Genomic DNA, 26,587 nt, shown 5'->3' on the forward strand with positions numbered 1-26,587 from the left:
ATGTCGTAGTCCGTGCCGCTTCGGTCATCCTCCCACGCGACGAAATAGTCCGTCCCGTTTGAAGCTGCGGCGGGGCGGTACTGAGCGCTTGCCGCTGTCGAGACGGCAATGCCGCCGGGGTCGAGCACCGTCCCGTCCGAGGCCACGCGCGCCCCGTAGATGTCGTAATTGCCGCTTCGGAAGTCATGCCATGCGACGAAATAGTCCGTCCCGTTTGAAGCCACGGAGGAAGCCACTTGGTCGTTTGCCGCCGTGGAGACGGCGATGCCCGCAGAGTCGAGCACGGCTCCAGCCGACGTGACGCGTGCTCCGTAGATGTCGTAGCTCGCGCCACGGTGGTCCTGCCACGCGACGAAATAATCCGTCCCGTTTGAAGCTACCGAGGGGGACCACAGGTTATCCGCCGCCGTGGAGACGGCGATGCCCGTAGGGTCGAGCACCGTTCCATCCGAGGCCACTCGCGCCCCGTAGATGCCGTAGTCCGCGCCGCCGCTTCGGTTATCTTCCCACGCCACGAAATAGTCCGTTCCGTTTGAGGCTACCGAGGGAGACCGCTGGTATTCCGCCATTGGCCCAATCACCGGATTCGGCTCCACCGGAAACTCCGGCCCCACCGTCGGGTCAATCAGGATGGGATATCGGGAATTCTCAAGAAACTCGCGCGATACCTCGAACAGGATTTCCTGACTGGTTGCAAGCGAAGGCCGAATTCTTTCCAGACGCCCCGCGCTGTCCACCACGGTTACGTTGGAGAACGCCACTTGTCCGCTTCCATCCCAGGTTGGAAAAATGAGCCCCTCCGGATGCTCCCGAGGCTCGCCCGCGGCGCGGATCGCAAGACGCACGCGCAGCGCCGAAGCCTCGGGGCCGAGCGGCTCGCCGATCGTCCAGTAGATTTCCATCCCTTCCTCGCCCCGGTTTCGCACGTAGGACGTAATGCCGTCGCGCGCTTCTCCCTGAAGCAGGCCGGGCGCGTGCTCCTCTAGATGATTTCTTCCAAACACCGTCTGCGTATTGCCTCCCTGCTCGAAGCTTACGGAAAGTATTTCGAAATCGGGTTTTCCCCTGCTTCCCTGCGCGAAATACCTCAGCCCGTCCTCGCCAACCTCCGCCTGGAATCGCGGCGTCTCATGCGAGAAGGCATTCCCTTTGGAAACAAACGGACGTTCGCCCCTCGCTTCGGCATGGAAGCCCCGCTTGGGAGGTTCTTCGGGGAGGCCGCGGTTTTTTCTTACCGTGCGGATGACTTCGTTTATGTCGAAGGGGACGTTTGCTATCTCGACTTCTCCTCCGACGTTCAGCGGGCCTTTCCCTGGGGACGCGGGCACTTCACCCCCCCATACGGCCGAGGCGGCAGCCAGCGTGAAGCTAATCCAAGTCGCCGCTCCTTTCATTCTTGGTTTCCTTTTTTACACACTATTATAGATTCGCCGTCTCGGCAAATCAACCGCGGCGGGCAGCGGCTCCCGGTCCCCCCGACTATTGGTCGGGGGGGCCGAGGATTCTCGACCCCGACGTTTCACGTCGGGATCGGAACAAGCGCGGCGTTTGATTCCCCCGCCGAATGGCATATAATTAGAGGGTAAAGCCGGAAGCATTCGTTCCGTTGCTGCCGGTCTTGCCGGATCTGCCGGAGTTTACCCTGATGCTTGCGTCAGGGTTGCCGCTCTTTCAGAGTTTAGAAGTTGCGAGTTACGAGTTGAGAAGTTAACTCCCGAACCCCCAAACTCCTAAACCCTGAACTTGCTTATCCCCGGCGGCTATGCCGCCCTACGAGAAAGATTGAACGGCTTGTCCCGACGGGGGCACGGATACGGTCAAAGTCCTCGTGATGCTGCGCTGAGGAGGCGCCCGCCCGGGGGAGAGAGAGCGCTTTCCTTAGCCCACCGTTTGGTGGTAGACTCATGCCTTACAACCAGGGGTTATGAAACAATCAATCTAAAACAAAAGAGGAAAACCCATGAAAAAAATTGCCGTTTGCATTGCAATGCTTGCGGCCGCCACGCTTGCCTTCGCGCAGGCGGCGCCGCCCGATCTCGTTAACTTCCAAGGAGTCCTCAGAGACAGCGCCGATGCACCCCTTGATGGAGCGTACGACATGGTGTTCCGCTTCTTCGACGACCCGGCGGCTGGGGAGGAGATTCTGGTCGATTCCCACGAGGCGGCCGGAAGCGGCGCCGTCACGGTGACGGGCGGCCTCTTCAACGTCTCGCTCGGAAGCGGCACGGTGACGGACGGCTCGGGGCCGTCGGGGACGTACACGACGCTTACGGACATGTTCCGTGACTACTCGGCGGTTTACGTCGAGGTGCAGGTGGGTGCCGACCCGGCGATGACGCCTCGCATCCAGGTGGTCTCGGCGGCGTATGCGCTGAATGCGGGAAACGTTGGAGGAGTACCGCCAGGAAATTTCCTCCGGAGCGACGTGGACGACACGGCTGAGGGTAGGATTACGTTTAATCAGGATATTGATGTCTTGGGCGGCACCGTGAATTTCGATATGAGTGGGACCGAACTCACAGGCTATTCTGACCGATTTGAGTTAAGCAGAAAACTCGACGTCTTTGGTGAGGTGTCCGGATGGAGATTCTGCGATTGGCTTTGCTCGTATTACCTGGACCCCGGCGACCCAACTTCCGGCAGCCTCTTCGGCAACTTGCAACTGGGCGACGGCTCCGCCGCGGATGACGACTACCTCTATTTCGATGCGACTGCTGAATATCTCAGGTGGAGCGATGTGAATAACCGATTTGAGTTTAGCAATGACGTCTACACGTCGCAGTCATTATTCTCCTCGTCGGTATATTCCAACATTTTTTATGATGCAAACAACGCGAGCTATTACGTAGACCCAGCTTCCACTTCTACTTCCGGCATGTTCGCCGGGGATATTCAGATCGGCTACGGAGTGGCTACGGATGACGACTCTATCTACTTCGATACGAGCGCTACTCCGGAATACCTCCGGTGGGTCGATGCTCAGAACCGCTTCCAGCTCAGCAACGACCTGAGTGTACTTGGATCTCTCGACCTGGGCGCCGGCGCGGACGACGACCTGACGGCAACGGACGTGGAAGGCCTCACGGGCGGTCTTGACACCACGCTGCACAGTCATGATATCACCGGTGATATCACCGGAACGGGCGACGGGCGCTACCTGCGCAAGGACATCGCCGACACGGCGGCGGGCGTGATTACGTTCTCGGCCGCGACGACGGACGTGCAGGGGAGCCTGGTGGACACGGTGGGCACCGTGGTGGACGTAGGGGATGACCTGTACGTTCAAGGCGGAAACGTTGGAGCCGGGGCGGCGCCGAACAACAACTACGCCGTCTACGGCACGGGCTCGTTGTACGGGGGCTACTTCGAGGGCACGCGGTGGGGGATTCGCAGCAAGGTGACGGAGAGCTCCACGACCACTCTCAACGGCGTGGAGATCAACGTGGAGAACACGGGTATCCCGGAAACCGCCATGGTCTATGGAATATTTAATACCACCATGGCTTCGGGGGCCAAGAACGGTCATTATGTCTACGGGATGTGGACAGCCGCCGGGGGCGATTCCGAAAGCACGGGCCCGCATTACGGCGTATGGGCTAGTGCGGGCGGCGGCACGGGAAAACATTACGGCGTTTTTGGTAGGGCTGGAGGCGGTGACGGACTCCAATACGGCGTGTACGGAGAGGTATATAGCGGGGATGGAACGGGCGACCGCCACGGTGTTTATGGATCCGTCTTTGACATGACAAGCTCTAACGATCACTATGGCGTTAAAGGCGAGGCGGTGGGCAGCGGTAAGAACATCGGAGGACATTTCTTGGCGTCCAACGGCACGGAGAATTGGAGCATCTATGCCGTTACCGATGTATTTGTGGGAGGCAAGCTCGATTTTGGAGCCGACGCCGATGATGATTTCAAGGCCTCGGATGCGACGACCCTTACGGGAGGCGGAAACGCCGATACGCTCCATGGGCATGATTTCACCGGAGCGGGCGACGTGCGCTACCTGCGCAAGGACATCGCCGACACGGCGGCGGGCGTGATTAAGTTCACGGCCACAACGACGGACGTTCAAAGCAGCCTGGTGGATACGGTGGATTCGGAAGTGGATGTCGGGGACGACCTCCACATCGACGGCGGGACCCTCGGCATCGGCATCTCCCCCAACGCCGGCCGCAGCATCTACACGAGCGGCCTGTTGTATGGTGCGTACTTCCGCGGGCTGCAATACGGCGCGTATCTTGACGTAGACGTCACGTCGTCGGGGTCAATCTACGGCCTTCAAACACTCGTCCGGCAGAACGATGTCGTGAATACCAGTCCTGTATACGGAACGCACAGCAAGGCTCAATACCTGGGCGCGAACAATCCGGACGTCTACGGGGTTTGGGGCGAAGCCGCGGGCAGCGGCTCGGCCACGTCGTACGGCGTCTACGGCACGGCGGCCGGCGCTGGAAACTGGGGTCTTTACACGCCCGACGCGGCGCATGTGGGCGGCAATTTCGATGTCGACGGCAACACTATATTGGGAAGCGATGCAGCGGACACGGTGACGTTCAATGCCGTCGTGAGCGGGGGAATCGACTTCGGCGCCGGCGCGGACGACGACCTCACGGCGTCCGACGTGACGGAGCTGACGGACGGTTTTGACACCACGCTGCACAGCCATGACATCACCGGAGCGGGCGACGCGCGCTACCTGCGCAAGGACGTGGACGACACGGCGGCGGGGAACATTGCGTTCAACCAGTCCGTCGGTGTGGGAGTATCTCCCGTGGCCGATTGGCGGGTCGATTCGACCTATGGATCCGGTGCGACGGGTTACGGAGCCGTGCGGGGGCAGGGGGCGAATGCTCCCACGAAAGGCTACTTGGGCGTGCAGGGAGCGACCGATTTCGACGGCGTGCCCACGGCGGACTGGTCCGGGCAGGAAATCGGCGTGGCCGGAATCTCGACGGGGAGCACCAACACCGACAACTCCGGCGTGCTGGGCCATTCGAATTACACGGGCGTGAGGGGCGAGGCGATTAGGACGGACGGTCTTGATACGCTTCACGGCGTCTACGGCACGGCCTCGGGCGGCTCGACGAACTACGGCGGGTATTTCACGGGAACGACGTGGGGGCTTTACACGCCGGACAACGTCGGCGTAGGAGATAATCTTTCTATTGGCCGGTCGAGCAGCACGGACAACGACTATCTGTACTTTGACGCGGATGCGGAGTTTCTGGTATGGATTGACGGCTTGGGAGGGGTTTTCGATTTCTCGGATGACGTTATCCCCAACAACGCCGACACTTTCGACTTGGGATCAACAGCCTACTATTGGAACCTCGTCTATGCAGACGGTTTTCGTTATAAAACTGCCGGGGATGCAGACTGGCTCTCTTTTGACACATACCCTGATCTCGATCTGATCGACGGTATGAATGGTATCCCCGTGACCAACCGGGAAACCGGTGAGGTGCAACTCGTCGTGGATCCCGCCACCATCCCCGCCATCATCCGTGGAACGCCGACGCCGGATGACCCGACGGCGGACCAATTCGTGGACGTCAAGAAGGCCGACAGTCTGCTGTTCGGCGCGGTGCGCGAGCTCCGGCGAGAGGGCAAGGGACGCGAGGCGGCGCTGCGCGACGAACTCAATTTGCGCACCCCCGACAAGGAGACCGGCAGGCAGGAGATGGACGGAAATTTGCAGATCGCCCTCGACAAGGACGCGAACGACGCGGCGCGCTTCTCGGTCTTTCGCGACGGCGAGGACGGCCTGCAGGAGGAGGTTTTCCGTTTGGACGAGGAGGGCAATCTCTACTTAAAAGGCTCGGTGCGGCCCGCGTCGCTCGACCTGGCGGAGTATCATCCAATAAGCGAGACAGTGGAGGCGGGCGACGTGCTCGTGATGGATCCCCAGAACCCCAGCGTGCTCCAGCGTTGCGCATTCGAGTCCGATCCGAGGGTCGTGGGAATCGTTTCCGCCGCACCCGGCGTCGAGCTTGGGAGGAGCATCAGACAGATTGCGGCCATGGAGCCGGAGCTTGCGGCGCGGATAGACGACGCGCGCGCTATCGGTGACAAGGAAGCCGAAGACTCCGCATGGGCGCAGCTCGAGGAAATCTTCAAGGCGACGCACGCGGCGGTGGCGCTCTCCGGGACGGTGGCGTGCAAGGTGGACGCTGGATACGGCGCCGTCGAAGCGGGCGACCTGCTTGTCGCGTCACCCACGCCGGGCCACGCGATGAGGGCCGACACCCCCGTCCCCGGGACCATCCTCGGCAAGGCGATGGGAGCGCTCGACGCGGGCACGGGCATGGTGAAGGTGCTCGTGATGCTGCGCTAGGCAGCCAATCGCGGCGTTTGATTCCCCTGCGACATAGCATATAATAAGAGGGTAAAGCCGGAAGTATTCGTTCCGTTGCTGCCGGTCTTGCTGGCTATAAAAAACAAGGGTAGATGAGAGAAACCCCGTATGCGGCCGCTTCCGTGATGACTCTTCTCGATTTTCCCAATGTGCAAGGCACTTAAGAAAGGCTTTTTCGGGAGATGATCACCCGCGAGCGCTCCATCCTCCTGGGCGTCACGTGCCTGGGAATCTCGTCCATCGTCACGCAGATCGTCACGCTGCGCGAATTCCTGAACGTCTTCTCGGGCAACGAGCTCGTCCTGGGGCTCATCCTCGCCAACTGGCTCCTCCTGACGGGACTCGGCAGCTACCTCGGCCGCTTCGCCCGCCACTTGCGCAGGCCGCTCCGCTGGCTCGTCGCGGCGCAACTGGCCGTCGCCTTGCTGCCCCTCGTCCAGGTCGGCGCCGTCCGGGCGTTGAAGACGCTCTACACGCCGGGGCTGATGCTCGGCGTCCGCGAGGCCGCCGGCTACTCCCTGCTCCTCCTTGCGCCCTACTGCCTCGTCTCCGGGTTCCTCCTGACGCTGTTCTGCTCCATGGGGGGCGAGCGTAAGGACGCCCGGCAGATCGGCGAGGTCTACGTGCTCGACACGTGGGGCGACATTCTCGGCGGCCTGCTCTTCAGCTTCTTCCTGGTCTACTTCTTCCCGCCCTTCCAGGCCCTCACGTTTCTCCTGATACTGAACCTGCTCGCCGCGCTCGTTGTGAGCGGGGCGGCGCGCGATAAGACTCTCGCCCTCTCCGCCCTCGCGGTGCTCGTGCTCTCGGTGATAATCCTCTGGAGGCTCGACGTGGAGCGGTTTACCCAGGAGGCCATGTTCCCGGGCCAGGAACTCGTGTACCAGGAGAGCACGCCTTACGGAAACCTGGCCGTGACGCGCATGGAAGCGCAGCTGACCGTGTACGAAAACGGCGTTCCGTCCGGCTCCACGCAGGACCTGATCGCGGCCGAGGAGACGGTTCACTACGCGCTCGCCCACCACCCGGACCCGCGAAAAATTCTGATGGTCTCCGGCGGGCTGAGCGGCGCCATATCGGAAGCGGAAAAATATCCCCTGAGCCGGATCGACTACGTCGAGCTGGACCCCGCCGTTATCGGGCTCGTCGAGAAGATAGCGCGCCCCGGCGAGGACGAGCGTATTTTCCTCATCGCCGAGGACGCGCGGCGCTTCGTGCGCTCCAGGCACCGCGAATACGACGCCGTCCTGATGGACCTCTCGGACCCCGCAACGGCCCAGCTCAACCGCTTCTACACGCTGGAGTTTTTCCAGGAGGTGCGGCGGGCGCTCAGGCCGGGCGGCGTGTTCAGCTTCAGCCTGAGCGGGGCCGAAAACTACGCCAACCCCGAGATCCGCTACCTGTCGTCGTCCGTCCACCGGTCCCTGGCCGACGTTTTTTCGGAAATCATCCTCATACCGGGGCGCAGGCAGTTTTTCGTCGCCTCGGACCGGCCCCTCGACTACGGGATTGCCGGGCGCCTGCGGGAGAAGGGAATCGAGACGGCCTACGTGAACGAGGATTTCCTCTCGGCGCGGCTCACGGACGACCGCATCGCGGGGGCGAAGGAGATGGTTTCCTTGCAGTCCTCCCCGAACCGCGACTTCATGCCCGGCAGCTATTACGCGCACCTGCGCTACTGGCTCACGCGCTTTGAGAGCAGCCTGCTCGTGCCGGTCGGCATCGTCATCGCCGTCGGCCTGGCCCTCGCCTGGCTGGTCGCGGGCTCGCGCCACCGCGCGGCGGCGTCGGCGCTCTGCACCACCGGATTTGCGGGCATGGGACTCGAGGTGGTACTTCTTATCGCCTTCCAGGTTTTTTACGGCTACGTCTATCACCAGATCGGGCTCATCATCACGGCCTTCCTGGTCGGCACGGCGCTGGGCGGCGCCTGGTCGGCGCGGCGCGGAAACAACTTCCTAATGCTCAGGCTCGACGTGCTGCTCTCCGCCGTCTCGTTTCTGCTGGCCCCCGTCCTCGTCCTGCTGCGGGAGACGGGAAACGCCCTTCTTCCGGAGTGGGTGGTCGCGTGGCTGGCCTTCCCGCTCCTTACGGCCGCCGTCGGGTTCCTGGTCGGCGCGCAGTTTCCGGCGGCGGCGAGGCTGGCCTTCCGCCGCGTCGAGGAAACGGCTGGCGCGCTCTACGCCCTCGACCTTCTGGGCGCGTGCCTCGGCGCGCTCCTCGTCAGCGTGTTCTGCGTCCCGCTCCTGGGAATTACCTCGACCTGCTACCTCATCGGCGGCATAAAGGCCGCGAGTGCCGCCGCGCTCTGGCTGCGACGCGGGGCGGCGGAGCGCCCCTCCGCGCACCCGGCGCCCCGGCTGCGCTTCGAGCGGCAGGGCGTGTTCGCCGTCGCCGTGCTGGTCTTCGTCGCCGTCGGCGCGGGGATCGTCATGGACCCCTCCAGCACGGCGGTCTACTCGCTGTCGTTCGCCCCCGCCTATCACTGGGCCCTGCTCGCGCTCCTCGCGGTGGGCGTCGTCCGGGCGATGCGGCTCGACCACGACCGGCCTCGCTCCCGGACCTGGGAGACGGTGAGGGCCATGGGAGAAAGAGTCCGAAGCGGGCTGGCGATGCCGCCACTGCGGTGGCTCAGCTTCGTCGGCTTCGCCCTGGTCGCGTTCTACCCTCTCTTCCGGTGCTATTTCAAAATTCCCTACCTGTTCTGCCACGTGTGCCCGCGCCAGTGCGTCTTCGGCTACCTGCGCCCCTACATGATCCCCGCCGCCCTCATCATGAACCTCAACAACCGGCACTGGTGCTTCAATCACTGCCCCATCGGCACCCTCTTCGACTGCCAGGGCCGGCTGGTCGAAAAACCCGGAGTTCTGCCCCGCTGGCTGAAGGCGCTCCCGTTCCTGGTTATCGGTTTCGTCGCCGTGGCTTACTTCAAGCTGAAGGCGGACCTGGACAATCCCCTCACGGTTTTCGGCGACTGGTACACCGCGTTCTTCAGAAACATCTACGACCCGAGCCCCACGGTGATTCTCGTGGCGGTCGGGCTTATAGTGCTGGGGTTCTGGCTCTACCGCTCCTTCTGCAACACGCTGTGTCCGGTCGGGAACCTTTCGAAGCTGCTGCTCCGGCTGGAGCAGCTCTGGAACAGGAAAAGCCATGCAGAGTGACCGTAGAAAGTTTCTTAAACAGTGCCTGATGGGCGGCTGCGGCCTGGCCGTGGGCGGCTACGCGCTGCGCGATTTTCTCGGCGGCGAGAAGGACGGCGGGCTGCGCGTCGGTTTCCGGAACGACGCGCCCGCCGAGCTCTGGAAGTGGGCGCGGGAGGCGGAATGGTACGAGCGGAGCGGCGCGCTGGTGCGCTGCCGCCTCTGCCCGCACGAGTGCATCCTGGGGGAAAACGACCGCGGCTTCTGCCGCACGCGCGTGGTCAAGGGCGGAAAGCTCCACACCATCGCCTACGGCAACCCGTGCGCCGTGCACCTCGACCCCATGGAGAAAAAACCGCTCTACCATTTCCTGCCGGGCACGCCGATTCTCTCGATCGCCACGGCCGGCTGCAACCTGCGCTGCATCAACTGCCAGAACTGGGAAATTTCCCAGTCCCGGCCCGAGGACGTGACGAACGAGGACCTGATGCCCGAAGCGCTCGTCGAGCACGTGGCCGCCAGGGCGGTCTCCGCCATCGCCTACACCTACTCCGAGCCGATGATCTTCTACGAGTACGTCAAGGACGCGGCCCGGCTTGCGCGGGAGCGGGAGATACGGAACGTGCTGGTCACGGCGGGCTATATTTCGGAAAAACCGCTGCGGGAGCTCTGCCGGGTGGTGGACGCGGCGAACGTGGACCTGAAGGGGTTCAACGACCGCTTTTACAAGAAGGTCACGGGCTCGAAGCTCGCGCCCGTCCTCCGCTGCCTCGAGGTGATGCGCGAGGAGGGTGTCTGGCTCGAGGTGACGCGCCTCGTGGTCCCGGGCCATTCCGACGACCTGGACGATTTCCGCGCCATGTGCGACTGGCTGGTGCGGACCCTCGGCCCGGACACCCCGCTGCACATTTCACGGTTCCATCCGCAATACAAGCTGAAGCACCTGCCGCCGACACCGATTGAGACCATGGACCGAGCGCACGACGCGGCGCGCGAGGCGGGACTGCAATACGTCTACGTCGGAAACGTGCCGGAGCGCTCGAGCCAGGATACGACGTGTCCCCGCTGCGGCCGCAGGGTGCTCCGGCGGCGGGGCTACACGATCACGGGGAACCTCATCGACCGCGGGCGCTGCCCGTGCGGGGAAGAGATACCGGGGGTCTGGACATGAGCGAAACCAACCGAGGCGGACGCCCCCCCATCGCACGCCTGGCCCTCCCACTGGCGCTGCTGGTCATACTTTCCCTGGCGCTCGCGGTGCTGATCGGCCGGGGCAAGGGGCTGTGGGAGGACGTTCTCCTCGAGAACCTGCCCCCCGCCGACGAACGCCGGGCCCCTGAGCCGGTCTCACCGCGTCTTCCGGCTCCTTCCATACGGGTGCGTAACGTCCGGCCCGCCTACGCGGCCGGAAAGTTTTATCCCGAGGACACTGAGGAACTGTTCGACATGGCCGGGCAAATGTTCTCCAATGCCCAGTTCGTGGGGCTCAAGGGGTGCCGGGCCATTCTGGTTCCGCACGCGGGATACGTCTACAGCGGCGAGGTGGCGGCCGTCAGTTTCCGGCAGCTGGACAAAAACTTTCGCCGCGCGTTCATCCTCGCCGCCAACCACAGCGGCGAGGCCGATTTTAAAGGAGTTTCCATTCCCCTCGTGACGCACTACGCCGTGCCGGGCGCCGAGGTTCCGCTCTCGGACATCGCCGAGGAGCTTCGCGCGGACCCGCTGTTCACGCACGAGCCCCTCGCGCACAGGGACCACATGATCGAGCTGGAGTTGCCGTTCCTGCACCTTCTGCGCGGCCAGCCCGACGAGCCGGATTTTTCCATCGTTCCCATGATCCTCGGACGCATGGACACGGAAGACTCCGAGCGGCTTGCGGAAATCCTCCACCGCTACAGCGACGACGAGACCATCTTCGTGTTCAGCGTGGACCTGTCGCATTTTTTCGACGACCAGCGGGCGCGGAATCTGGACGCGTACACCATCCGCTCCATCATGAGCCAAGACCGCGACGCGCTCAGCCGGGCGACGACGGACGGCAACCATGTGCTCCTCACCATGCTTGGACTCGCGGAGCGCGGGGGCTGGGAAGCCACTAACCTGGGGTACCGCAACTCGGGAGACGTGAGCGGCGACAAGAGCCGAGTGGTGGGATATACCGCGATCACGTTCCACGAGCCCTTCTCCCTCTCGGCCGAAGAGCAGAAGCTTCTGCTCGCCCTGGCGCGCGAGGGGATCGGGGAATATCTCGAAAGCGGCCGCCTGAAGGGGCCGGAGCGCACCCGGCTCGCCCAGCATCCCATCCTTCGCATTCCGCGGGGGGTTTTCGTCACGCTCGAGAAGAACGGGCGGCTCCGGGGCTGCATCGGCGATCTTTTCCCGCGAGGCCCCCTTTTCGAGAGCGTGCTGAGCTGCGGCGTCAAATCCGCCGTCCAGGACCGCCGCTTCAGCCCCGTCACGCGCGAGGAGCTCGACCAGTTGACGATCTCGGTTTCGGTCCTGGAGTTTCCCCGGCCCGTCGAGGTCGCCTCCCCTCTCGACTACCTCAAGGTTCTCCGGCCTGGAAAGGACGGAGTTATCCTCCTTTACAGGGGCGGGCAGTCCACGTTCCTGCCGTATGTCTGGAAAGATATTTCCGATCCGGTGGAGTTTCTCGCAAGGCTCTGTCAGAAGCAGGGCGCTCCGCCCAACTGCTGGCGCGACAGGCAGGCCGCGCTTTTGCGCTACGGTGCCTACGAGTTCAGCGAAAAGGCACGCCGCGATTGATTAGGAGCTATCCCAAAACCCCCTTCGCGCGCCCCCTTCGGCTTTGCTCAGGACAGGCTTCGTGACGCACCCCGGCCTTGTCGGGGCAAACCCAGGACAAGCTACTTACGCAAAAATCAACTGCGCAAACCGGGCGGTGGCGAAAAATCGGCGAAAGGAGTATAATGGGCGGAGACTGCTGAAAAAGAACCTCTCTTACGTGCTTATGAGATTTATCCGCCCGAGGCGAACGAGTTGCGGGGGGCTCGATTCACTAAAAATTTCTGCGGATACTTCTATCCATAGGGCAAGCACCCTTTCTTGATGAAGCGAAGCATCCGAGACCTGGATCTTGGCGGCAAGCGCGTCTTCCTGCGCGTGGATTTCAACCTTCCCCTGACCGCGAAAGGAGAGCTGTCCGACGACACCCGGATCTGGAGAACCATGCCCACGATCGAGTTCGCGCTCTCGCGCGGCGCCTCGGTGATCCTGGCCTCGCACTTCGGACGCCCCAAGAGAGAGCCCGGCAGGCGCCTCAGCCTCCGCCCCGTGGCCGAGCGCCTGGAAGAACTCCTGGGAAAGCGGGTGGCCTTCGCGCCGGACTGCGTCGGGGAGGACACGCAGCGGATGGCGCGCGCGCTGCGGCCGGGCGAGGTGCTGATGCTGGAAAATTTACGCTTCCATGCGGGGGAGAGGAAAAACGACGAAAATTTCGCACGCTCCCTCGCGGCGCTCGCCGACGTCTACGTGAACGACGCTTTCGGCACCGCGCACCGCGCGCACGCCTCGATCGAGGCCATCGCGCGCCTCATGCCCGCCGCCATGGGGCTCCTGATGGAAAAGGAAATCCTCTACCTGGAAAAAATTCTCGAGCGGCCGGAGCACCCCTTCGTGGCCGTCATCGGGGGCGCCAAGCTCGAAACGAAGGTGGACGTCTTGAAGAACCTGACCGAGCGCGCCGACGCGGTCCTCATCGGAGGCGCGATGAGCTACACGTTCTTCAAGTCGCAGGGCATCGCCGTCGGCACCACCCCGGTCGAAGACGCTCTTCTCGGGACGGCGGCCGAAATCTATGCGGGTGCGAAGGAAGGAGAGAAACTCCTTCTTCCAGTGGACCACGTAACGGCCCCGGAGCCCAGGCCGGGCGTACCCGTCCGCCACCTGAGCGTGGACACGATCGACCCCTCCTGGTGCGGCGTGGACGTCGGGCCGAAGACGATCGAGCTATATCGAAGCCGCCTGCTCAAGGCGAAGACGGTCTTCTGGAACGGCCCTCTCGGCATCATCGAGATGCCGCCTTTTGACGAGGGCACGAACGCCGTGGCGCGGGCCATCGCCGAGGCTGAAGCCGTCAAAATTGCGGGCGGCGGGGAGACGCTCGCGACCATCTCCGCGCTGGGGCTCCAGGAGAAATTCTCTCATCTTTCGACGGGCGGAGGCGCCAGCCTCGCCTTCATGGCCGGCGAGAAATTCCCTACCTTAGCGGCCCTGCCGGATACGTAGGGAGGCTCGACATCGCCTATGCCCATGCTTTTCCGATTGAAAATTTCCCCGCGGAAGCGTATCTTAAGGCATTCAAGAGGCATTACTATCTAGAGACATTCCGGAGTTCGTGTATGGATCCCCTGGATAAACTCTTGGACGAGGCGCCGAAGCGAATGGACAAGTCTGTCAAGGTCGCGGCCGACGAGATGAAAGTGATTCGCACGGGGCAGGCCTCGGTGAGCATACTGGACGGCATCACGGTCGAGGCCTACGGCGCGAAAGTGCCGCTCAACCAGCTCGCGGGACTCGCGGCGCCCGATCCCTCGCTCCTTACCGTAAAGCCCTACGACCGCTCCATCATCGGTGACATCCAGCGCGCCCTTCAGAAGTCGGAGCTGGAACTAAATCCCTCGAACGACGGCGAGATAATACGCCTCCCCATCCCCCCACTGAGCGAGGAGCGAAGGAAAGCGCTCGTCAAGCGGGTGGGAGAAATCATGGAACAGGGGAAAACGGCGCTACGCAACATCCGCCGCGAGGCAAACGACGCGGTGAAGGCGCTCCAAAAGGAGAAGAAAATCTCCGAGGACCAGATGCATACGAGCCTGAATGAAATCCAGGAAATGCTCGATGAGCGCGTCAAAAAGCTTGAGGAGATTCACGAGGCCAAGGAAAAGGAAATCCTTGAAAAGTAAGAATGCCCCGCCGGCGGCTGCCGTGCTCGTGGCGGCGGGGCGAGGCAGACGTTTCGGCGGGCCGAAGGCCTTTGCGCGCCTCGGGGCGAAGCCCCTCGCCCTCCGGCCGCTGGAACTCCTGGCCGGTCATCCGGACATCGCTCGCGTCGTGCTCGTTGCGCCCGGCAACGGTGTGCAGCAGGGAAAACGCCTCCTTCTCCGGGCCGGCGTTTCCGGCGAAAGGGGCAAGGCTGTGAAAGGCGGCATGACGCGGCACGCGTCGGTGCGGCGGGGCGTCGAGGCGCTCGGCGACTGGCATGGGCTCGTTCTGGTGCACGACGCCGCGCGCCCCCTTGTAAAAAAGGAGCACGTGACCGCTGTACTTCGCGCGGCGGCCTCCTACGGGGCGGCGGCGCTCGCCCGCCCCATCGTGGACACCATCGCGCGCTCGAAGCGCAGCGGCACCGCCGAAGGCCCGCCCACCGTGGCGGGATACGCCAGGCGCGAAAAGCTGTGCGCCGTGGAAACGCCGCAGGCCTTCCGCCGCTCGTGGTGGGAACTCGCGCTCGGGAAATTCCCCCGCCGCAGCGGCTGGACGGACGAAACGACGCTCCTGCGCGCCGCCGGCCTGCCGGTGCGCCTCGTCTGCCACGACGGTTTCAACCCCAAGATCACGACGCGCGAGGACTTGGAAATTGCCGAGCGCCTCGTCCGAACGCGAGGTGGGCGATGAGCACCTACCGCGTCGGCCACGGCTACGACATCCACCCCCTCCGAAAGGGGCGGCCGCTCGTGCTGGGCGGCATCCCTATCAAGCACACCCACGGCCTCTCGGGGCACTCCGACGCCGACTGCCTTCTCCACGCGCTCGCGGACGCCGTGCTGGGCGCCGCGGGATTGGGGGACCTGGGAAAATATTTTCCTCCGAGCGACGCGAGATACAAGGGCAAGGCGAGCGACTATTTCCTCAGGCGCGCGGTCGCGATGGCGAAGAAGAAAGGCTGGCGCGTAGCGAACGCCGACGCGACCGTCTACGCCGAGGCCCCGCGCCTTGCCCGCCACAAAACGACGATGCAGAAGCACATCGCCGCCTGCTCCGGGATACCCGCCGCCCGGGTGAACATAAAAGCCAAAACGATGGAGCGCATGGGCCCGGTCGGTCGGAAGAAAGCCATCGCGGCCGAAGCCGTCGTTCTCCTGGAAAAACGCCGCTAAAGCATTTCGCCGTACACCTTGACCGCCGTGCCGCTCCGTGCTACGTTTCAAAGCACAGCGCAGCGTCGCGTCGCCGCAGCGCGCCCGAATGCTGCCGGGAAATCGGGCAGCCATCGGGCATCCGGGCATCTTGACACCCTCTTGAGCCAGCCCTTACCATAAGGGCACCCATGTCCGCTGATCTTCGCGCCAAAGCCCTCAAACTCGAAGTCGCCAAACGCTACGGTGAGGCCGCCGCGATTTACCGCCAGATGGGCCTCCTGGACAAGGCGGCCTACATGTACCAAAAGGCCGGCCAGATGGACAGTGCCGTGGATCTGTACGGGAAAGCGGGGCGTTTTCAGAAAGCGGCCGAGATGTGCGAGCGCCTCGAGCGATGGGGCGACGCCGCGAAGTGGCGCGAGAAGGCAAAAGAATTTATCGAAGCGGGACGACTCTACCAGCTTGCCGGCATTCCGACGCGCGCCGCCGAGGCCTACGAGCGCGCCGGCGACTGGAGGCGCGCGGGCGAAGCGCACCTTCAAGCGGGAAGCCATGCCCGCGCGGGCGCGGCTTTCTCGAAGGCCGGTGACACCCAGCGCGCCGCGAGCGCCTACGCGACGCTTTCGGAAAAAGCCTCCGCGAGCGGGTCCAAGCGCTCGGTCGAGGACCTGCGCCGGGCCGCACGCACCCTCGAAGCGGGCGGGGAATTTTCCCGAGCCGCCTCGCTCTACCTCGAAGCGACGGACGCCGTGGGCGCCCTCCACGCCGCGGCCCGCGGAAACGACCCCGCGAGCGCCGCGCAAATCTACCTGAAGCGTCTCCAGGGGCGCGGCTACGAGGTTGTGCGCGACATCCCCGCGCAGGGCAAAGCCTACAAAAACTATGCCGCGATGTTCATCCTGACGGGCGAGTTCCAGTTGGCGGCACACGTGTGGGAAAACTTCGGCGAATTCATCAAGGCGGCCGAGTTGTACGAGCGCATCGGCGACGAAGCCATGTCCGCCGAGACCTTTCTTCGAGGCCATGACCTCGAGCGCGCCGCGATGATGTTTACGCGCTGCGGCGAGCATCTGCGCGCGGCGGAGCTTTTCCTCCAAGCCGAAAACCACGACTGGGCGGCCGAGTGCTTCGAGAAGGCCGACATGCCGTACGAGGCCGGACGGGAGTATTTCCTCTCGGAGCAGTTCGAAAAGGCCATCGAGATGCTCCAGAAGGTCGAGGAAGGCAGCATGGAGCACTTCGACGCCTCGGTCATGCTGTGCCGCGCCTACCGGGCCAAGGGATTCTCCGATCTGGCGCTCGAGCGCTACAAGAAGATTCTCGACACCACGCCCCTCAGCCGCGACACCATGGACTTCTACTACGAGCTCGCGCTCCTCTACCGCACGAAGCGCGCCTACGAGCGCGCCGAGGATATTTTGAAGCAGATCGTGCACCTCCAGTTCGGCTACAAGGACGCGGTCAAGCTTTTGCAGGAGGTGCAGAGCATGCGCGCCATCGCAACGGCCTCCGCGCCGCCGCTCGCTGCCGCTTCCGCAGATTCCCGGCCCGCCGCCTCCGCGCCACGCGCTTCCGAGCGCGGCCAAAGCGCGCCGCCGCCGGACGGCGGACAGGAAAAACCTACCGACGCCGAGCCGGCGCTCGGCACCGCAAAGCCCTCGATGCCCGCGGGGGACGAATCAAAGTCGGCCTTTTCCTCCTGGCTCCAGAGCGTCAAGAAAGACAAGACGAAAGGGTGAGGACGGCGGCGCACCGGAGCGCCCCCTTCCGCGCCGTTGAGTTCCCTCGCGCGTTGTGCTAACTTAAGAGCAGGAGAACACCGTGTACGGAGCCTTACTCTATGCTGCATGCGCCCTTTACGTGCTCTCCATTCTGGCTTCATTCGGACGCTTCGCCTTTCCCCGCCGGGAAGCGGTGCATGCGCTGAGCCTGGCGCTTGCGTGGCTTGGGGCGATAACGCACCTTGCCGCCATCGTGGGCCTCGGCTTGGCCGAGCAGCGCTTTCCCGTAAGAAACCTCGGCGAGGTCTTTTCGCTCCTCTCCTTCCTGGCGGTGGCCGTCTACCTCGTGCTCTACCTTCTCTATCGCATCCCGTGGATGAGCATGTTCGTCCTGCCCGTTGCGGTGGTGCTCCTTCTTCTCTCCCCCCACATGCCCTCGCCGCGCGCGGAGCAGGCGCCGCTTCAAGGCCCGCTTCTTTACGCCCACACGACGCTCGTCATCCTGGCTTCTGCTCTTCTGCTCGGCCACGTCATCATGAGCCTCCTCTACATCGCCCAGGAAGCGCGCCTCAAGGCGAAGCACCTCTCCCTCAGCTCCGTCATCCCTTCTTTATCCTTCTGCGACCGCCTGGGCGTGCGGATGCTCGGCGCGGGGTTTCTGAGCCTGACCCTCGGCATCCTCACGGGAGCGCTATGGGCCGCCGAAGCCCGCGGCCATTTCTTCGCGTGGAAATTTCCGGAAGTGTTCGCGCTCCTGACATGGTTCATCTTCGGCATGCTTTATGAGACGCGACTCACCCGCGGCTGGCGCGGCCGCAAGCCGGCGCTCTGGTCGCTCGTGGGCTTTTCGCTCCTTCTGGCCGTATTCGTGGGGGTCGCGCTCACATGACCGAGCGCATCGTTTTGGTGGGTCTCAACCACAGGACGGCGCCCGTCGAGGTGCGCGAGAGCGTGCACGTCACGCAAGAGATGCTCCCGAAGGTTCTGAGCGAAATCCGGACGCTCGACGGCCTACGGGGAGCGACGATACTCTCCACATGCAACCGCACTGAGGTCACCGCGACCTTCGCCTCGTCCGAAACGCACCCCGACACGTCGAAGGCGGGCCAGGCGCTCGAAGCCTTCATGGCGCGCTCCCGGGGGGTTCCCGAAGAAACGCTGCGCGCCCACCTCTACCACCACTTCGATCTCGAGGCCGTACGGCACGTATTTCGCGTGGCGTCGAGCCTCGACGCGATGATTCTGGGAGAACCTCAAATCCTCGGCCAGGTCAAGGAGGCGTTCGAGGCCGCGCGACAGGCGGGCGCGACGCCCGGACTCCTCGGGCGCACCTTCGAGCGCGCGTTCCGCGTCGCAAAGCGCGTGCGCACGGAAACCGCCGTCGGGGACGGCGCCGTGTCGGTCGGGTACGCGGCGGTGGAGCTTGCGCGAAAAATCTTCGACGACCTCTCGCGCCAGCGCGTGCTCATCATCGGCTCGGGCGAGATGGCCGAAACCATCGTCGAGAACCTTAAATCTCACGGCTCCCTGAGCATCGTCGTCTCCAACCGCCACTACGACCGCGCCGTGGCGCTCGCAGCACGGCACGGGGGAACCACCGTCCGTTACGACGCGCTCGCGGAGGCCGTGGACGACGCCGACATCATCCTCTCCGCCACGGCCTGCCCCGCGCATGTGCTGAGCCGCGAGCACGTCGAGGAGCTCCGGCACCGGCGCCGCTCGAAGCCCCTCTTCCTCATCGACATCGCCGTGCCGCGCGACATCGACCCTTCGCTGAACGAACTCGAAGGGATCTTCCTCTATAACATCGACGACCTTGCCGGGGTCGTGGAGGAAAACCGCGCCTGGCGCGAAGCCGAGGCGTGCAAGGCGGAGCGCATCGTGGACGAGGAAGTTCTGAAATTCGCGCGCACTCTCGAAACGCTCGAGGTCGACCCCCTGGTGCGAGCGCTCACCGAGAAGGCCGAAAAGATTCGCCTCGAGGAATGGGAAAAAACGTTCCGCCGCCTGCGGGGACTCGGCGACGAGGAGCGGGAGGCCGTCCAGCGGATGACGCAGGCGCTCCTCAAGAAGCTCCTGAGCGGCCCCATCGTAACGCTCAAGCAGGCGGCCCAGAACGGCGAGGGCCACGAGCTCGCCGACGCCCTGCAGAAAATGTTCCGCCTGCCGGAAGACTAGGCGCGGGCCGAGGCGCACCTCCTCATGGATTGAACCGCCAACCGCGGTTTGCCAGGCGCGCGCGATTTCCGTATACTGATTCAAGAGCCCGGAAAAAAGGAGCACGTGCGCATGCTGGATTACGAAAAAATTCAGAAAGTTCAAGAGCTGTTCGACACGACCATCAATCCGAGCCTGGCCATGCACGGGGGATTCGCCGAGCTCATCGACGTCCGTGACAACAAGGTGTACGTCCGGATGGGCGGCGGCTGCCACGGCTGCGGCATGGTCCAGGCCACGCTGAAGCAGGGCATCGAGAGGCTCATCAAGGAAGAGATTCCCGAGATCGAGGAATTGGTCGACACCACCCGGCACGCCGACGGAAAAAATCCCTACTACCAGCCCCCCACTAAATAGCCGGACCGGCGGAGAGAAAGACTCCCGCCCCGGACGACGGGTTCCCCGGACACTTCAACCTCCCGGCTGCGGACGTGATGTGCTATAGTGAAGACCGTATGCGGCACTGGAAGGGATGGCTCTGCACGGCGGCGGCGCTCCTCGGGATAGCCTGCAGCACCGAGGGGCCGAAGCTGCGCAACGCCGTTTTGGTCACGGCCTCGGGCGTGCGGGCGGACCACCTGAATTGCTACGGCTACACGCTCGCCGAGACCCCGAGCCTCAACGAGCTGGCCGAGCGCGGTGCCCTCTTCCAGAACTGCCTGACGCCCGTCCCCTCGACGCTCCCCTCCGCGGCGACCATCCTGACGGGCACCTATCCCCCCAAGCACGGCATCCTCGCGCCGGGCCTCTTCACGCTGTCGGCGGGCGCCCGGACGCTCGCCTCCCTTTTCAAGGAGCACGGTTACGAGACGGCCGCGTTCGTCTCGACGGAGGAACTGCAGTCCCGCTTCGGGCTGGCGCGCGGGTTCGACCTGTACGACGAGCCCTTCACACGGGAGCCGCGCGGGCTCCTTCCGCCCTACGCGCAGCGCATCGGGGCCGAGACACTCGACTCGGTGGAAGACTGGCTTTGGGAGCGGCGCGGCCGCGCCCCGTTCTTCATGTGGGTGCACCTTGCGGACGCAACGCTCCCCTATGCGCCGCCGCCGCCCTTCGACGAAACGTACAGCTTCAACCTCTACGACGGCGAGGTGGCCTACGTGGACTCCCAGGTGGGGCGTCTGGTCCAGGCGCTCCGCTCCCTGAATTTTCTCTCGAACACGGTGCTCGTGTTCACCTCGGAGCACGGGGAGGGCCTGCTCGATCACTACGAGGAAGGGCACGGGCTTTTCGTCTACCAGAACACGCTGCAAGTCCCCCTCATCGTGTCTTCACCCGAGTACCCGGAAAAAGGCAAAATCTTCGCACAGGTGCAGACGCTCAACGTGGCCGCGAGCATGCTGGAGCTCGCGGGCGTGCCATCAGGCCCCAAGGAGGACGCGACGGCCTATGCGTCCCTCTTTCATGGCACAAGCTTCGTGCCGAAGCTGCGCGAGCCGGAGAAGGCGGCGCAGGGCGACGCCGCGCTAATCCAAAACTTCGTTCCCGCGTTCCGCTTCGGATGGCGACCCATGCATGGCCTTGTAAGCGCCGACCGCCGCTGGAAGTACATGGCTTCGCCGCGCGAAGCACTCTACAAACTGGAGAGGTCGGAGGACAAGGAGCACAACGTGCTTTACGAGCAGAAGGCCATCACGGAGTCGATGCGGAGCATCTGGCGCCGGCTTGACGCCAGCTACGGGCTCATGGCGTCGCCGCCCCTGCTTCCTCCCGAGGTGCAGGAAGCGCTCCGCCGCTTCGGCGACGGCGAGCTCGCAAGAAAGTCGGAGGAAGGCATCCTCCGGCGCACGCCGTCCGACCCGACGACCGCCCTGGAAGAGATAAAAGAGCTTCAACACATGCTCGCCCGGCGCCATCCCGAAGCCACTGTGAGGGCACTCGATTCTTTGGAAAAGAATCCCTACAACCCGGAAATACTTCGGTCGGCGGCCGAGCTGCACCTGCGGCGGGGGGCGTACGCCGACGCGGAAGCGCTCTACGTGCGGCTCGTCTCGCTGGTGCCGCAGCACGCCGACGGCTGGGCGCAGCTCGGGAACATCTTTTTCCTGCTCGAGCGCCTCGACGACGCTCTCGTGTGCCTCGAGGCCGCCCGCCGTCTCGACCCGCGCAATCCAGTGTTCGCGTACAACGCCGGAAACGTGCACCTGGAGGCGGGGCGCGTCGAAGAAGGGGCCGCCCTGTTCGAGGAATCCCTCGCCCTCGGGGGCGAGCGCAGCCACTACTATTACAACCTGGCCGCGGCGTACGAGCGGCTCGGGCGGAGCGAAGAGGCGCTTGCGCTCTACCGGAAGGCGCTCGCGCGCTGGAGCGGCGGCGTCCAGTTCCGAAACTTCATCGCCGCCACCATCCGTCGCCTGAGCAGCCCCTAGTTCGCCGGGGGCATGAAAAGGGAAAGGCTTTGTTATGCAAGGCTTTCCACATTACCCCCTTTGGTAAAGGGGGTTAGGGGGATTACTATAAAAGAAGGAGTGTCTTTATTCGTAATCCCCCCTTCCCCCTTTAGAAAAGGGGGAGAAGCGGCCTTTGCAACAGAGTGAAGAGGCCTCCGGGCGGAGGCCTCTTCCTTTCGAGTAATGCAAGAAAACGTTCGACGCCTAGTCGGTGCTGGTACTGCTAGTAGTACTAGTCGGCGCAGCGCTGCCGCTCGAGTTTTTGCAGCGCTTCTGGCACTCGGGCGCGGCGCCGAAAAGGGCCTCGTAGGGGCAGTCGTATTTCCTGTTGCCGGCGACGTAGGTGACCTCGTCGCCGTCTTTCTTGGCTTCCACGACCACCGCATTGCAGCAGGGGCAGATGATGCTTCCGTTCTCGTCGAAGCAAATTTTGTCGAACGGGTTGTCGCCAGGATAGTTCTTTTCCCAGACCACGGCAGCCGCATCGTACTTGTTGGAATAGGTTTTTTCGCCGTCGCCCGCCGTGTAGACGACCTTGTCGCCGTCCTTCTTGGGCCGTGCGTAGACCTCGCCGGTCACCGCGCAGGCGAGGCTTCCATCGTCGTTATTCTTGAAGCTTTTCTTGATGTATAGGGCGTTCTTCGCAAGGCATGGGGCGTCCGGGGAGCATGGGTCTTCTTTCGCCGCGGGTGCAAACACCAGCGCGGCTATTGCGAGAAAGCCGCAGAGAACCAGCAGTTTTTTCATCTTCAAAACCTCCGTTTAGAGTTCGGGATGTTTTTTTCCGTCCTCACGCGGAACAACGCAAGATACCACGGGGGCAAAACGCCAGTCAAGCGGAACGCCCCTCCCGCAGTCTCATAGAATAGAGCCTTATTCCCTCGCTTCGGCCCGTTCGAGAATTTCCACAACCTCCGCGTGGCCATATTTTGCCGCATACATCGAGGCGGTCGCGCCTTCCGAGGTCTTCGCGTTCACGTCCGCTCCCGCATCCATCAGAGCTTTTACCGTCTCGATATGGCCTCCTGCTGCCGCGAACATCAAGGCGGTCGTGCCTTTTTCGGTCTCCGCGTTCACGTCCGCTCCCGCGTCAAGCAGGGCTTTTGCCGTCTCGGTGCGGCCATAGCGCGCCGCTTTCATCAAGGCGGTCCAGCCGTATTCGTTCTTCGCGTTCACGTCCGCGCCTTTATTAAGCAGTTGCTTCACTTTGGCGGTTCCACCCGCCTTCGCCGCTTCGAGCAGGTCTGAATTGATGCCGACCTTCGCTTCAGCCTTCTTTGGCTGGACTGAATCGTCGTAGGCCTTCGCTTCAGCCTTTTTGAGGAGCTTTACAATCTTCTTGTTGCTCCCCCGTCGGCCACCCTGCGACGCAAGCATCAAGGCGCTCATGCCGTATTTGTTCTCTTTCGCGCCCATGTCCGCGCCCGCGTCAAGCAGGACCTTCACCGTCCCGGTGTGCCCCGTCACAGCCGCGGCCATCAGAGCGGTCCAGCCGGTAATGTCCCTCGCGTTCACGTCCGCACCCGCGTCAATCAAGACCTTCACCATCTCGGGTCTCTCCTTTGCCCGGAAAGCCACCCACTTGGTCCCTACAATTCTGCCCGCGTTGATAACAAAGGCCTTCATTGCCTCACCAGGATCACACATCCATGCCCCGACCATCAGGACGGTCACGCCGTCTCCTCTCTTCACGTTCACGTCCGCTCCCGCGTCAAGCAGGACCTTTACCGTCTCCGTGTAGCCCCAAGATACCGCAGTCATCAGGGCCGTTACGCCGTTATCGGTCTCCGCGTTCACGTCCGCACCCGAAGCAACGAGGGCCTTCACCGTCTCCGTATGGCCTTTGGATGCCGCAAACATCAAGGCGGTCGTGCCGTCTTCTTCCCCCGCGTTCACGTCCGCGCCTTGTTCAAGCAATTCTTCCACTTCGGCGGCGTCACCCGCCTTCGCCGCTTCGAGCAGGTCAGAATTAATATCTCCGAAAGCCGCCTGCGCGAAAAGCAGCGGGAGCAAGAGCACGGAAGAAGAACGTAGGACGTAGGACGACAGGACGTAGGCTTCCTTCACTCCACGTCCTGCATCATGCTTAAGGGAGGATTCAGTATTTATCATCTCTTGACCCTTCCTTTGCCGGGTCGTTGAAGCCGTCCTGGCGATCTTCACCAAGGGAACGTTTTCCGGGCCGCACCCGGCTTTCGCGCGCGTCCCTGGCCGCCCCGCGAGCCTCAGTCCCGCCTAAGACGGGCGAGCCTTGGGCTCTTCTCCGGTCTCGCCGCCCTTCTGGGGCAGGGAGTCCGTAATCTGGTGCCACTTCGCCTTGTGGTCGACGTACATGTGATGCTCGGGCACGCGGTCGGCCTCCCCGTGAACGTTGCCGAGCGCCACGTTGTTCTCCCCCTCCCATCGCGGTGACTTGTAGAAGAGCGTGGTGCCGCATTTTCTGCAGAAGCTCCGCGTGGCGCCGGTGTCAGTGTGGTAGTTCACCAGGTCGTCGGGGTTCGAGGTAAGTCGAAAATCCTCGTCGTCGAAGCCCAGCCACGTCACGAAGGCCGCCCCGTGCGCCCGCCGGCAGTTGGAGCAGTGGCAGTGGCAGCAGTAACTGGTTGGAGTCTCGATCTCGAATGTCACGGCACCGCACAGGCAAGAGCCGGTTAATATGTCGTCTGCTTTTCCCATAATGTAACCTCTCTTTTATTTGTGGCTGTTTCTCCCACCTATGTTATCGACTCAAAGGCGCCGAATCAAACCGCTCCCCCCTGTCATCGTGCCGGCTCCAAAGCCGGGCTATCCGTCACTCCGGGCCGGTTTCGGGGGACGGGTCAAGTTTCATACACCTCCACAATCACCTTGTCTCCCTGCTTGATAACGCCGGGCACGTCGACGACGCCCACAACTCCCCGCAATCCTGCCGCGTGCTCAAAAAACAAGGCCCCCGTGATCGGCTTGCCGGAGTTAGTTGTGTGCTTGGCCGCGATTTGGTCTCCCATGTAGTCACACGGCGGATTCTCCTCTTCCACGACCAGCACGGCCCCCGAGGGGAAGATAAGCTTGGTGCCCTTCGGAAGCTTGGAGAAATCGGAAATACCCTTCAGGCAGATATTGGCCCTGAGCGTGCCGGCCATGAGCGGCTCCTTCAGGTCCATTTCCCGTTGAATGACGGCCAGCTCTTCCGCGGACACACCGGACCACTGGCGCTCGTTGCGCCTCACGGTTCCTTCGGGGCTCACGTCATCCTCGTACGCTACGCGGGTGAAGCCTCTGTACTTTTCGCCGACAAAACCGTCCAGCTCAACTTTCACCGACCGTTGTGCGCCTTTACTGCTCGTATGTACAGAGACGAGCGTACCCACGAGTTTTTTCTTCATACTATTACTATAGATTTTATCGGCGCATTGTCAAACCTTGTGCGGCCCGCCCCCCGGTCATAGTGCCGACTCCAGAGGCAGCCTAGCCTTGCACGTCGCCAGCGCGGGCTCCCGGCAGGCGCACCGATCGGACTTAGCCCTTCACAATGGGCGCGATGGCCCTGATGTGCTCGGGCGTGGTCCCGCAGCACCCGCCGATGACCTGCGCGCCCATCTTCTTCCATTCGCGGGCGTATCCGGCGTACTCCTCCGGGTCGAGCCCCTCCGGCCCGAACACGAAAAACGGCTCGTCTGGCGAGGTGCCGAACTTGGGATTGTCTATATACTCGTTCTCAGCGTAGGCGCCGACGGCGCAGTCGAAAGCCTTGCGGAGCTTGGGCAGGCAGGCCGAAGCCGCGGGAGCGGAGCAGCACATCAGCAGAACGCAATCCAGCCTGAGCCCCTTGAGCGCCGCCGCGAGATCGTCGAAGGACTCGCCGTGCATCATGGTCCCCTTCTCAGTGACCAGGCACACGCCCAGGAACACCGGAAGATCGAACTTCGAGCATGCCTCCACGGCCGTGACGCAGTCCTCTATCGGACTATCGCTATAGGTATCCCCCGCGAAGTATTCGGGAAGCAGAAAGTCCACGCCGCTCTTGGTGAGGACGCGGGCAGTGGCTTCGAACTCCTCGGCGTAGTCGCCTTCGGGGTCGAACGGGGCGAAGCCGCCCGCCACGTACGCCTCGGAGTTGACGGCGTCGCGTGCCTGCTTGGCCAGCTCCACCGCCCTGCGCGTGTACTCCTCCCATTGGTCCTCCTTGCCTATCATCGCCATCATGGGCCGGGTCGTATAGAAGTTGTTGCTGATGATGATATCGGCCCCGAGCTTGAGGTAATCCTCGTGTATCGCCCGGACGAGGCCCGGGGCGTCGATGTTGGCGGCCGCGGACCATACACCGAGGCCTCCTTCGACGGTCGCGCCTTTGTTTATGTTGACTCCGCGCCTTTGAAGCTCGGTTCCCGTGGCCCCGTCCATAAGTAAAACTTCGCCCGCCTTAAGTCGGTCGACAATGCTGCGTTTCGGCATGTTTTTATCCTTTCTATGTTTTTCAGAGTTTTCCGCGACAACCGCCCTCCCCCACGGCTCCGGGAGCACCCACTATCGAGCCCGCGAAGCGACGCCATTATAGCCGCATAAACCGTTCACGTAAAGGCCGCAAGCCCCGATGCACAACCGGGCACTCTAACACTCTGTGGCCGTGTTCTGGTAGAATGGCGCATATGGCGGAAACGTTCCAGCATCTCGCGGC

At 63.2% G+C, this 26,587-nt stretch carries 19 protein-coding genes; 13 read left to right on the forward strand and 6 right to left on the reverse strand.

Features of this window, described 5'->3' with window-relative positions; genetic code table 11:
• Positions 1-1,394 (reverse strand): hypothetical protein (locus JSV08_01680; protein ID UCF81157.1); only part of this gene is annotated, 1,394 nt, incomplete at its 3' end.
• Between the two features lie 566 nt (positions 1,395-1,960).
• Here JSV08_01680 and JSV08_01685 point away from each other — a divergent pair.
• The 13 genes from JSV08_01685 to JSV08_01745 all read left to right on the forward strand — a co-directional run bounded on the left by JSV08_01685 (position 1,961) and on the right by JSV08_01745 (position 21,909).
• Complete coding sequence (locus JSV08_01685; protein ID UCF81158.1) at positions 1,961-6,337, forward strand: hypothetical protein; 4,377 nt, start codon at positions 1,961-1,963, stop codon at positions 6,335-6,337.
• Between the two features lie 203 nt (positions 6,338-6,540).
• Complete coding sequence (locus JSV08_01690; GenBank protein UCF81159.1) at positions 6,541-9,522, forward strand: fused MFS/spermidine synthase; 2,982 nt, start codon at positions 6,541-6,543, stop codon at positions 9,520-9,522.
• Positions 9,523-9,550: 28 nt separating this feature from the next.
• On the forward strand, positions 9,551-10,672 hold the full coding sequence (gene amrS / locus JSV08_01695; protein ID UCF81812.1) for an AmmeMemoRadiSam system radical SAM enzyme: 1,122 nt from the start codon (positions 9,551-9,553) through the stop codon (positions 10,670-10,672).
• On the forward strand, positions 10,669-12,267 hold the full coding sequence (amrB, locus tag JSV08_01700) for an AmmeMemoRadiSam system protein B (GenBank protein ID UCF81160.1): 1,599 nt from the start codon (positions 10,669-10,671) through the stop codon (positions 12,265-12,267). The genes amrS and amrB overlap by 4 nt, the downstream gene beginning before the upstream one ends.
• 300 nt (positions 12,268-12,567) lie before the next feature.
• Positions 12,568-13,749: a phosphoglycerate kinase gene (locus tag JSV08_01705; GenBank protein ID UCF81161.1), complete on the forward strand. Its 1,182-nt coding sequence runs from the start codon at positions 12,568-12,570 to the stop codon at positions 13,747-13,749.
• Positions 13,750-13,862: 113 nt separating this feature from the next.
• Positions 13,863-14,426, forward strand: a complete 564-nt coding sequence (gene frr, locus JSV08_01710) for a ribosome recycling factor (GenBank protein UCF81162.1) — start codon at positions 13,863-13,865, stop codon at positions 14,424-14,426.
• Positions 14,416-15,138 carry a 2-C-methyl-D-erythritol 4-phosphate cytidylyltransferase gene (locus JSV08_01715; GenBank protein ID UCF81163.1) on the forward strand — a complete coding sequence of 241 codons (723 nt, stop codon included), beginning with the start codon at positions 14,416-14,418 and terminating at the stop codon, positions 15,136-15,138. Before frr ends, JSV08_01715 begins: the two co-directional genes overlap by 11 nt.
• Positions 15,135-15,620: a 2-C-methyl-D-erythritol 2,4-cyclodiphosphate synthase gene (locus tag JSV08_01720; GenBank protein UCF81164.1), complete on the forward strand. Its 486-nt coding sequence runs from the start codon at positions 15,135-15,137 to the stop codon at positions 15,618-15,620. Before JSV08_01715 ends, JSV08_01720 begins: the two co-directional genes overlap by 4 nt.
• Before the next feature lie 170 nt (positions 15,621-15,790).
• Positions 15,791-17,341 (forward strand): hypothetical protein, encoded by a 1,551-nt coding sequence (locus tag JSV08_01725; GenBank protein ID UCF81165.1) that lies wholly within the window; start codon positions 15,791-15,793, stop codon positions 17,339-17,341.
• A gap of 82 nt (positions 17,342-17,423) precedes the next feature.
• Positions 17,424-18,212 (forward strand): cytochrome c biogenesis protein CcsA, encoded by a 789-nt coding sequence (gene ccsA / locus JSV08_01730; protein ID UCF81166.1) that lies wholly within the window; start codon positions 17,424-17,426, stop codon positions 18,210-18,212.
• Positions 18,209-19,501 (forward strand): glutamyl-tRNA reductase, encoded by a 1,293-nt coding sequence (locus tag JSV08_01735; GenBank protein ID UCF81167.1) that lies wholly within the window; start codon positions 18,209-18,211, stop codon positions 19,499-19,501. The genes ccsA and JSV08_01735 overlap by 4 nt, the downstream gene beginning before the upstream one ends.
• A gap of 111 nt (positions 19,502-19,612) precedes the next feature.
• The gene (locus JSV08_01740; GenBank protein UCF81168.1) at positions 19,613-19,897 is read left to right on the forward strand and encodes a NifU family protein; all 285 of its coding nucleotides are present in this window, start codon (positions 19,613-19,615) and stop codon (positions 19,895-19,897) included.
• A 98-nt stretch (positions 19,898-19,995) separates the two neighbouring features.
• On the forward strand, positions 19,996-21,909 hold the full coding sequence (locus JSV08_01745) for a sulfatase-like hydrolase/transferase (protein ID UCF81169.1): 1,914 nt from the start codon (positions 19,996-19,998) through the stop codon (positions 21,907-21,909).
• A 225-nt stretch (positions 21,910-22,134) separates the two neighbouring features.
• Here the strand turns inward: JSV08_01745 and JSV08_01750 are convergent, their stop codons facing one another.
• The 5 genes from JSV08_01750 to JSV08_01770 all read right to left on the reverse strand — a co-directional run bounded on the left by JSV08_01750 (position 22,135) and on the right by JSV08_01770 (position 26,364).
• Complete coding sequence (locus JSV08_01750; protein UCF81170.1) at positions 22,135-22,677, reverse strand: hypothetical protein; 543 nt, start codon at positions 22,675-22,677, stop codon at positions 22,135-22,137.
• Positions 22,678-22,803: 126 nt separating this feature from the next.
• Positions 22,804-24,042, reverse strand: a complete 1,239-nt coding sequence (locus JSV08_01755) for an ankyrin repeat domain-containing protein (protein ID UCF81171.1) — start codon at positions 24,040-24,042, stop codon at positions 22,804-22,806.
• A gap of 123 nt (positions 24,043-24,165) precedes the next feature.
• A complete protein-coding gene (locus tag JSV08_01760; GenBank protein ID UCF81172.1) occupies positions 24,166-24,606 on the reverse strand; it encodes a GFA family protein in 441 nt (146 codons plus the stop codon).
• A gap of 143 nt (positions 24,607-24,749) precedes the next feature.
• Positions 24,750-25,295 carry an MOSC domain-containing protein gene (locus JSV08_01765; GenBank protein ID UCF81173.1) on the reverse strand — a complete coding sequence of 182 codons (546 nt, stop codon included), beginning with the start codon at positions 25,293-25,295 and terminating at the stop codon, positions 24,750-24,752.
• Between the two features lie 133 nt (positions 25,296-25,428).
• Positions 25,429-26,364 (reverse strand): homocysteine S-methyltransferase family protein, encoded by a 936-nt coding sequence (locus JSV08_01770; GenBank protein UCF81174.1) that lies wholly within the window; start codon positions 26,362-26,364, stop codon positions 25,429-25,431.
• Positions 26,365-26,587 lie beyond the last annotated feature (223 nt).

The organism is Acidobacteriota bacterium (assembly GCA_020349885.1).
Classification (GTDB): domain Bacteria; phylum Acidobacteriota.

Excerpts from the sequence above, each read along its gene's own strand:
- JSV08_01685 (UCF81158.1), top strand. The coding sequence starts at position 1,961 with ATGAAAAAAATTGCCGTTTGCATTGCAATGCTTGCGGCCGCCACGCTT.
- JSV08_01690 (UCF81159.1), top strand. The coding sequence starts at position 6,541 with ATGATCACCCGCGAGCGCTCCATCCTCCTGGGCGTCACGTGCCTGGGA.
- amrS (UCF81812.1), top strand. The coding sequence starts at position 9,551 with ATGGGCGGCTGCGGCCTGGCCGTGGGCGGCTACGCGCTGCGCGATTTT.
- amrB (UCF81160.1), top strand. The coding sequence starts at position 10,669 with ATGAGCGAAACCAACCGAGGCGGACGCCCCCCCATCGCACGCCTGGCC.
- frr (UCF81162.1), top strand. The coding sequence starts at position 13,863 with ATGGATCCCCTGGATAAACTCTTGGACGAGGCGCCGAAGCGAATGGAC.
- JSV08_01720 (UCF81164.1), top strand. The coding sequence starts at position 15,135 with ATGAGCACCTACCGCGTCGGCCACGGCTACGACATCCACCCCCTCCGA.
- JSV08_01725 (UCF81165.1), top strand. The coding sequence starts at position 15,791 with ATGTCCGCTGATCTTCGCGCCAAAGCCCTCAAACTCGAAGTCGCCAAA.
- JSV08_01735 (UCF81167.1), top strand. The coding sequence starts at position 18,209 with ATGACCGAGCGCATCGTTTTGGTGGGTCTCAACCACAGGACGGCGCCC.
- JSV08_01740 (UCF81168.1), top strand. The coding sequence starts at position 19,613 with ATGCTGGATTACGAAAAAATTCAGAAAGTTCAAGAGCTGTTCGACACG.
- JSV08_01745 (UCF81169.1), top strand. The coding sequence starts at position 19,996 with ATGCGGCACTGGAAGGGATGGCTCTGCACGGCGGCGGCGCTCCTCGGG.
- JSV08_01750 (UCF81170.1), bottom strand. The coding sequence starts at position 22,677 with ATGAAAAAACTGCTGGTTCTCTGCGGCTTTCTCGCAATAGCCGCGCTG.
- JSV08_01755 (UCF81171.1), bottom strand. The coding sequence starts at position 24,042 with ATGATAAATACTGAATCCTCCCTTAAGCATGATGCAGGACGTGGAGTG.
- JSV08_01760 (UCF81172.1), bottom strand. The coding sequence starts at position 24,606 with ATGGGAAAAGCAGACGACATATTAACCGGCTCTTGCCTGTGCGGTGCC.
- JSV08_01765 (UCF81173.1), bottom strand. The coding sequence starts at position 25,295 with ATGAAGAAAAAACTCGTGGGTACGCTCGTCTCTGTACATACGAGCAGT.
- JSV08_01770 (UCF81174.1), bottom strand. The coding sequence starts at position 26,364 with ATGCCGAAACGCAGCATTGTCGACCGACTTAAGGCGGGCGAAGTTTTA.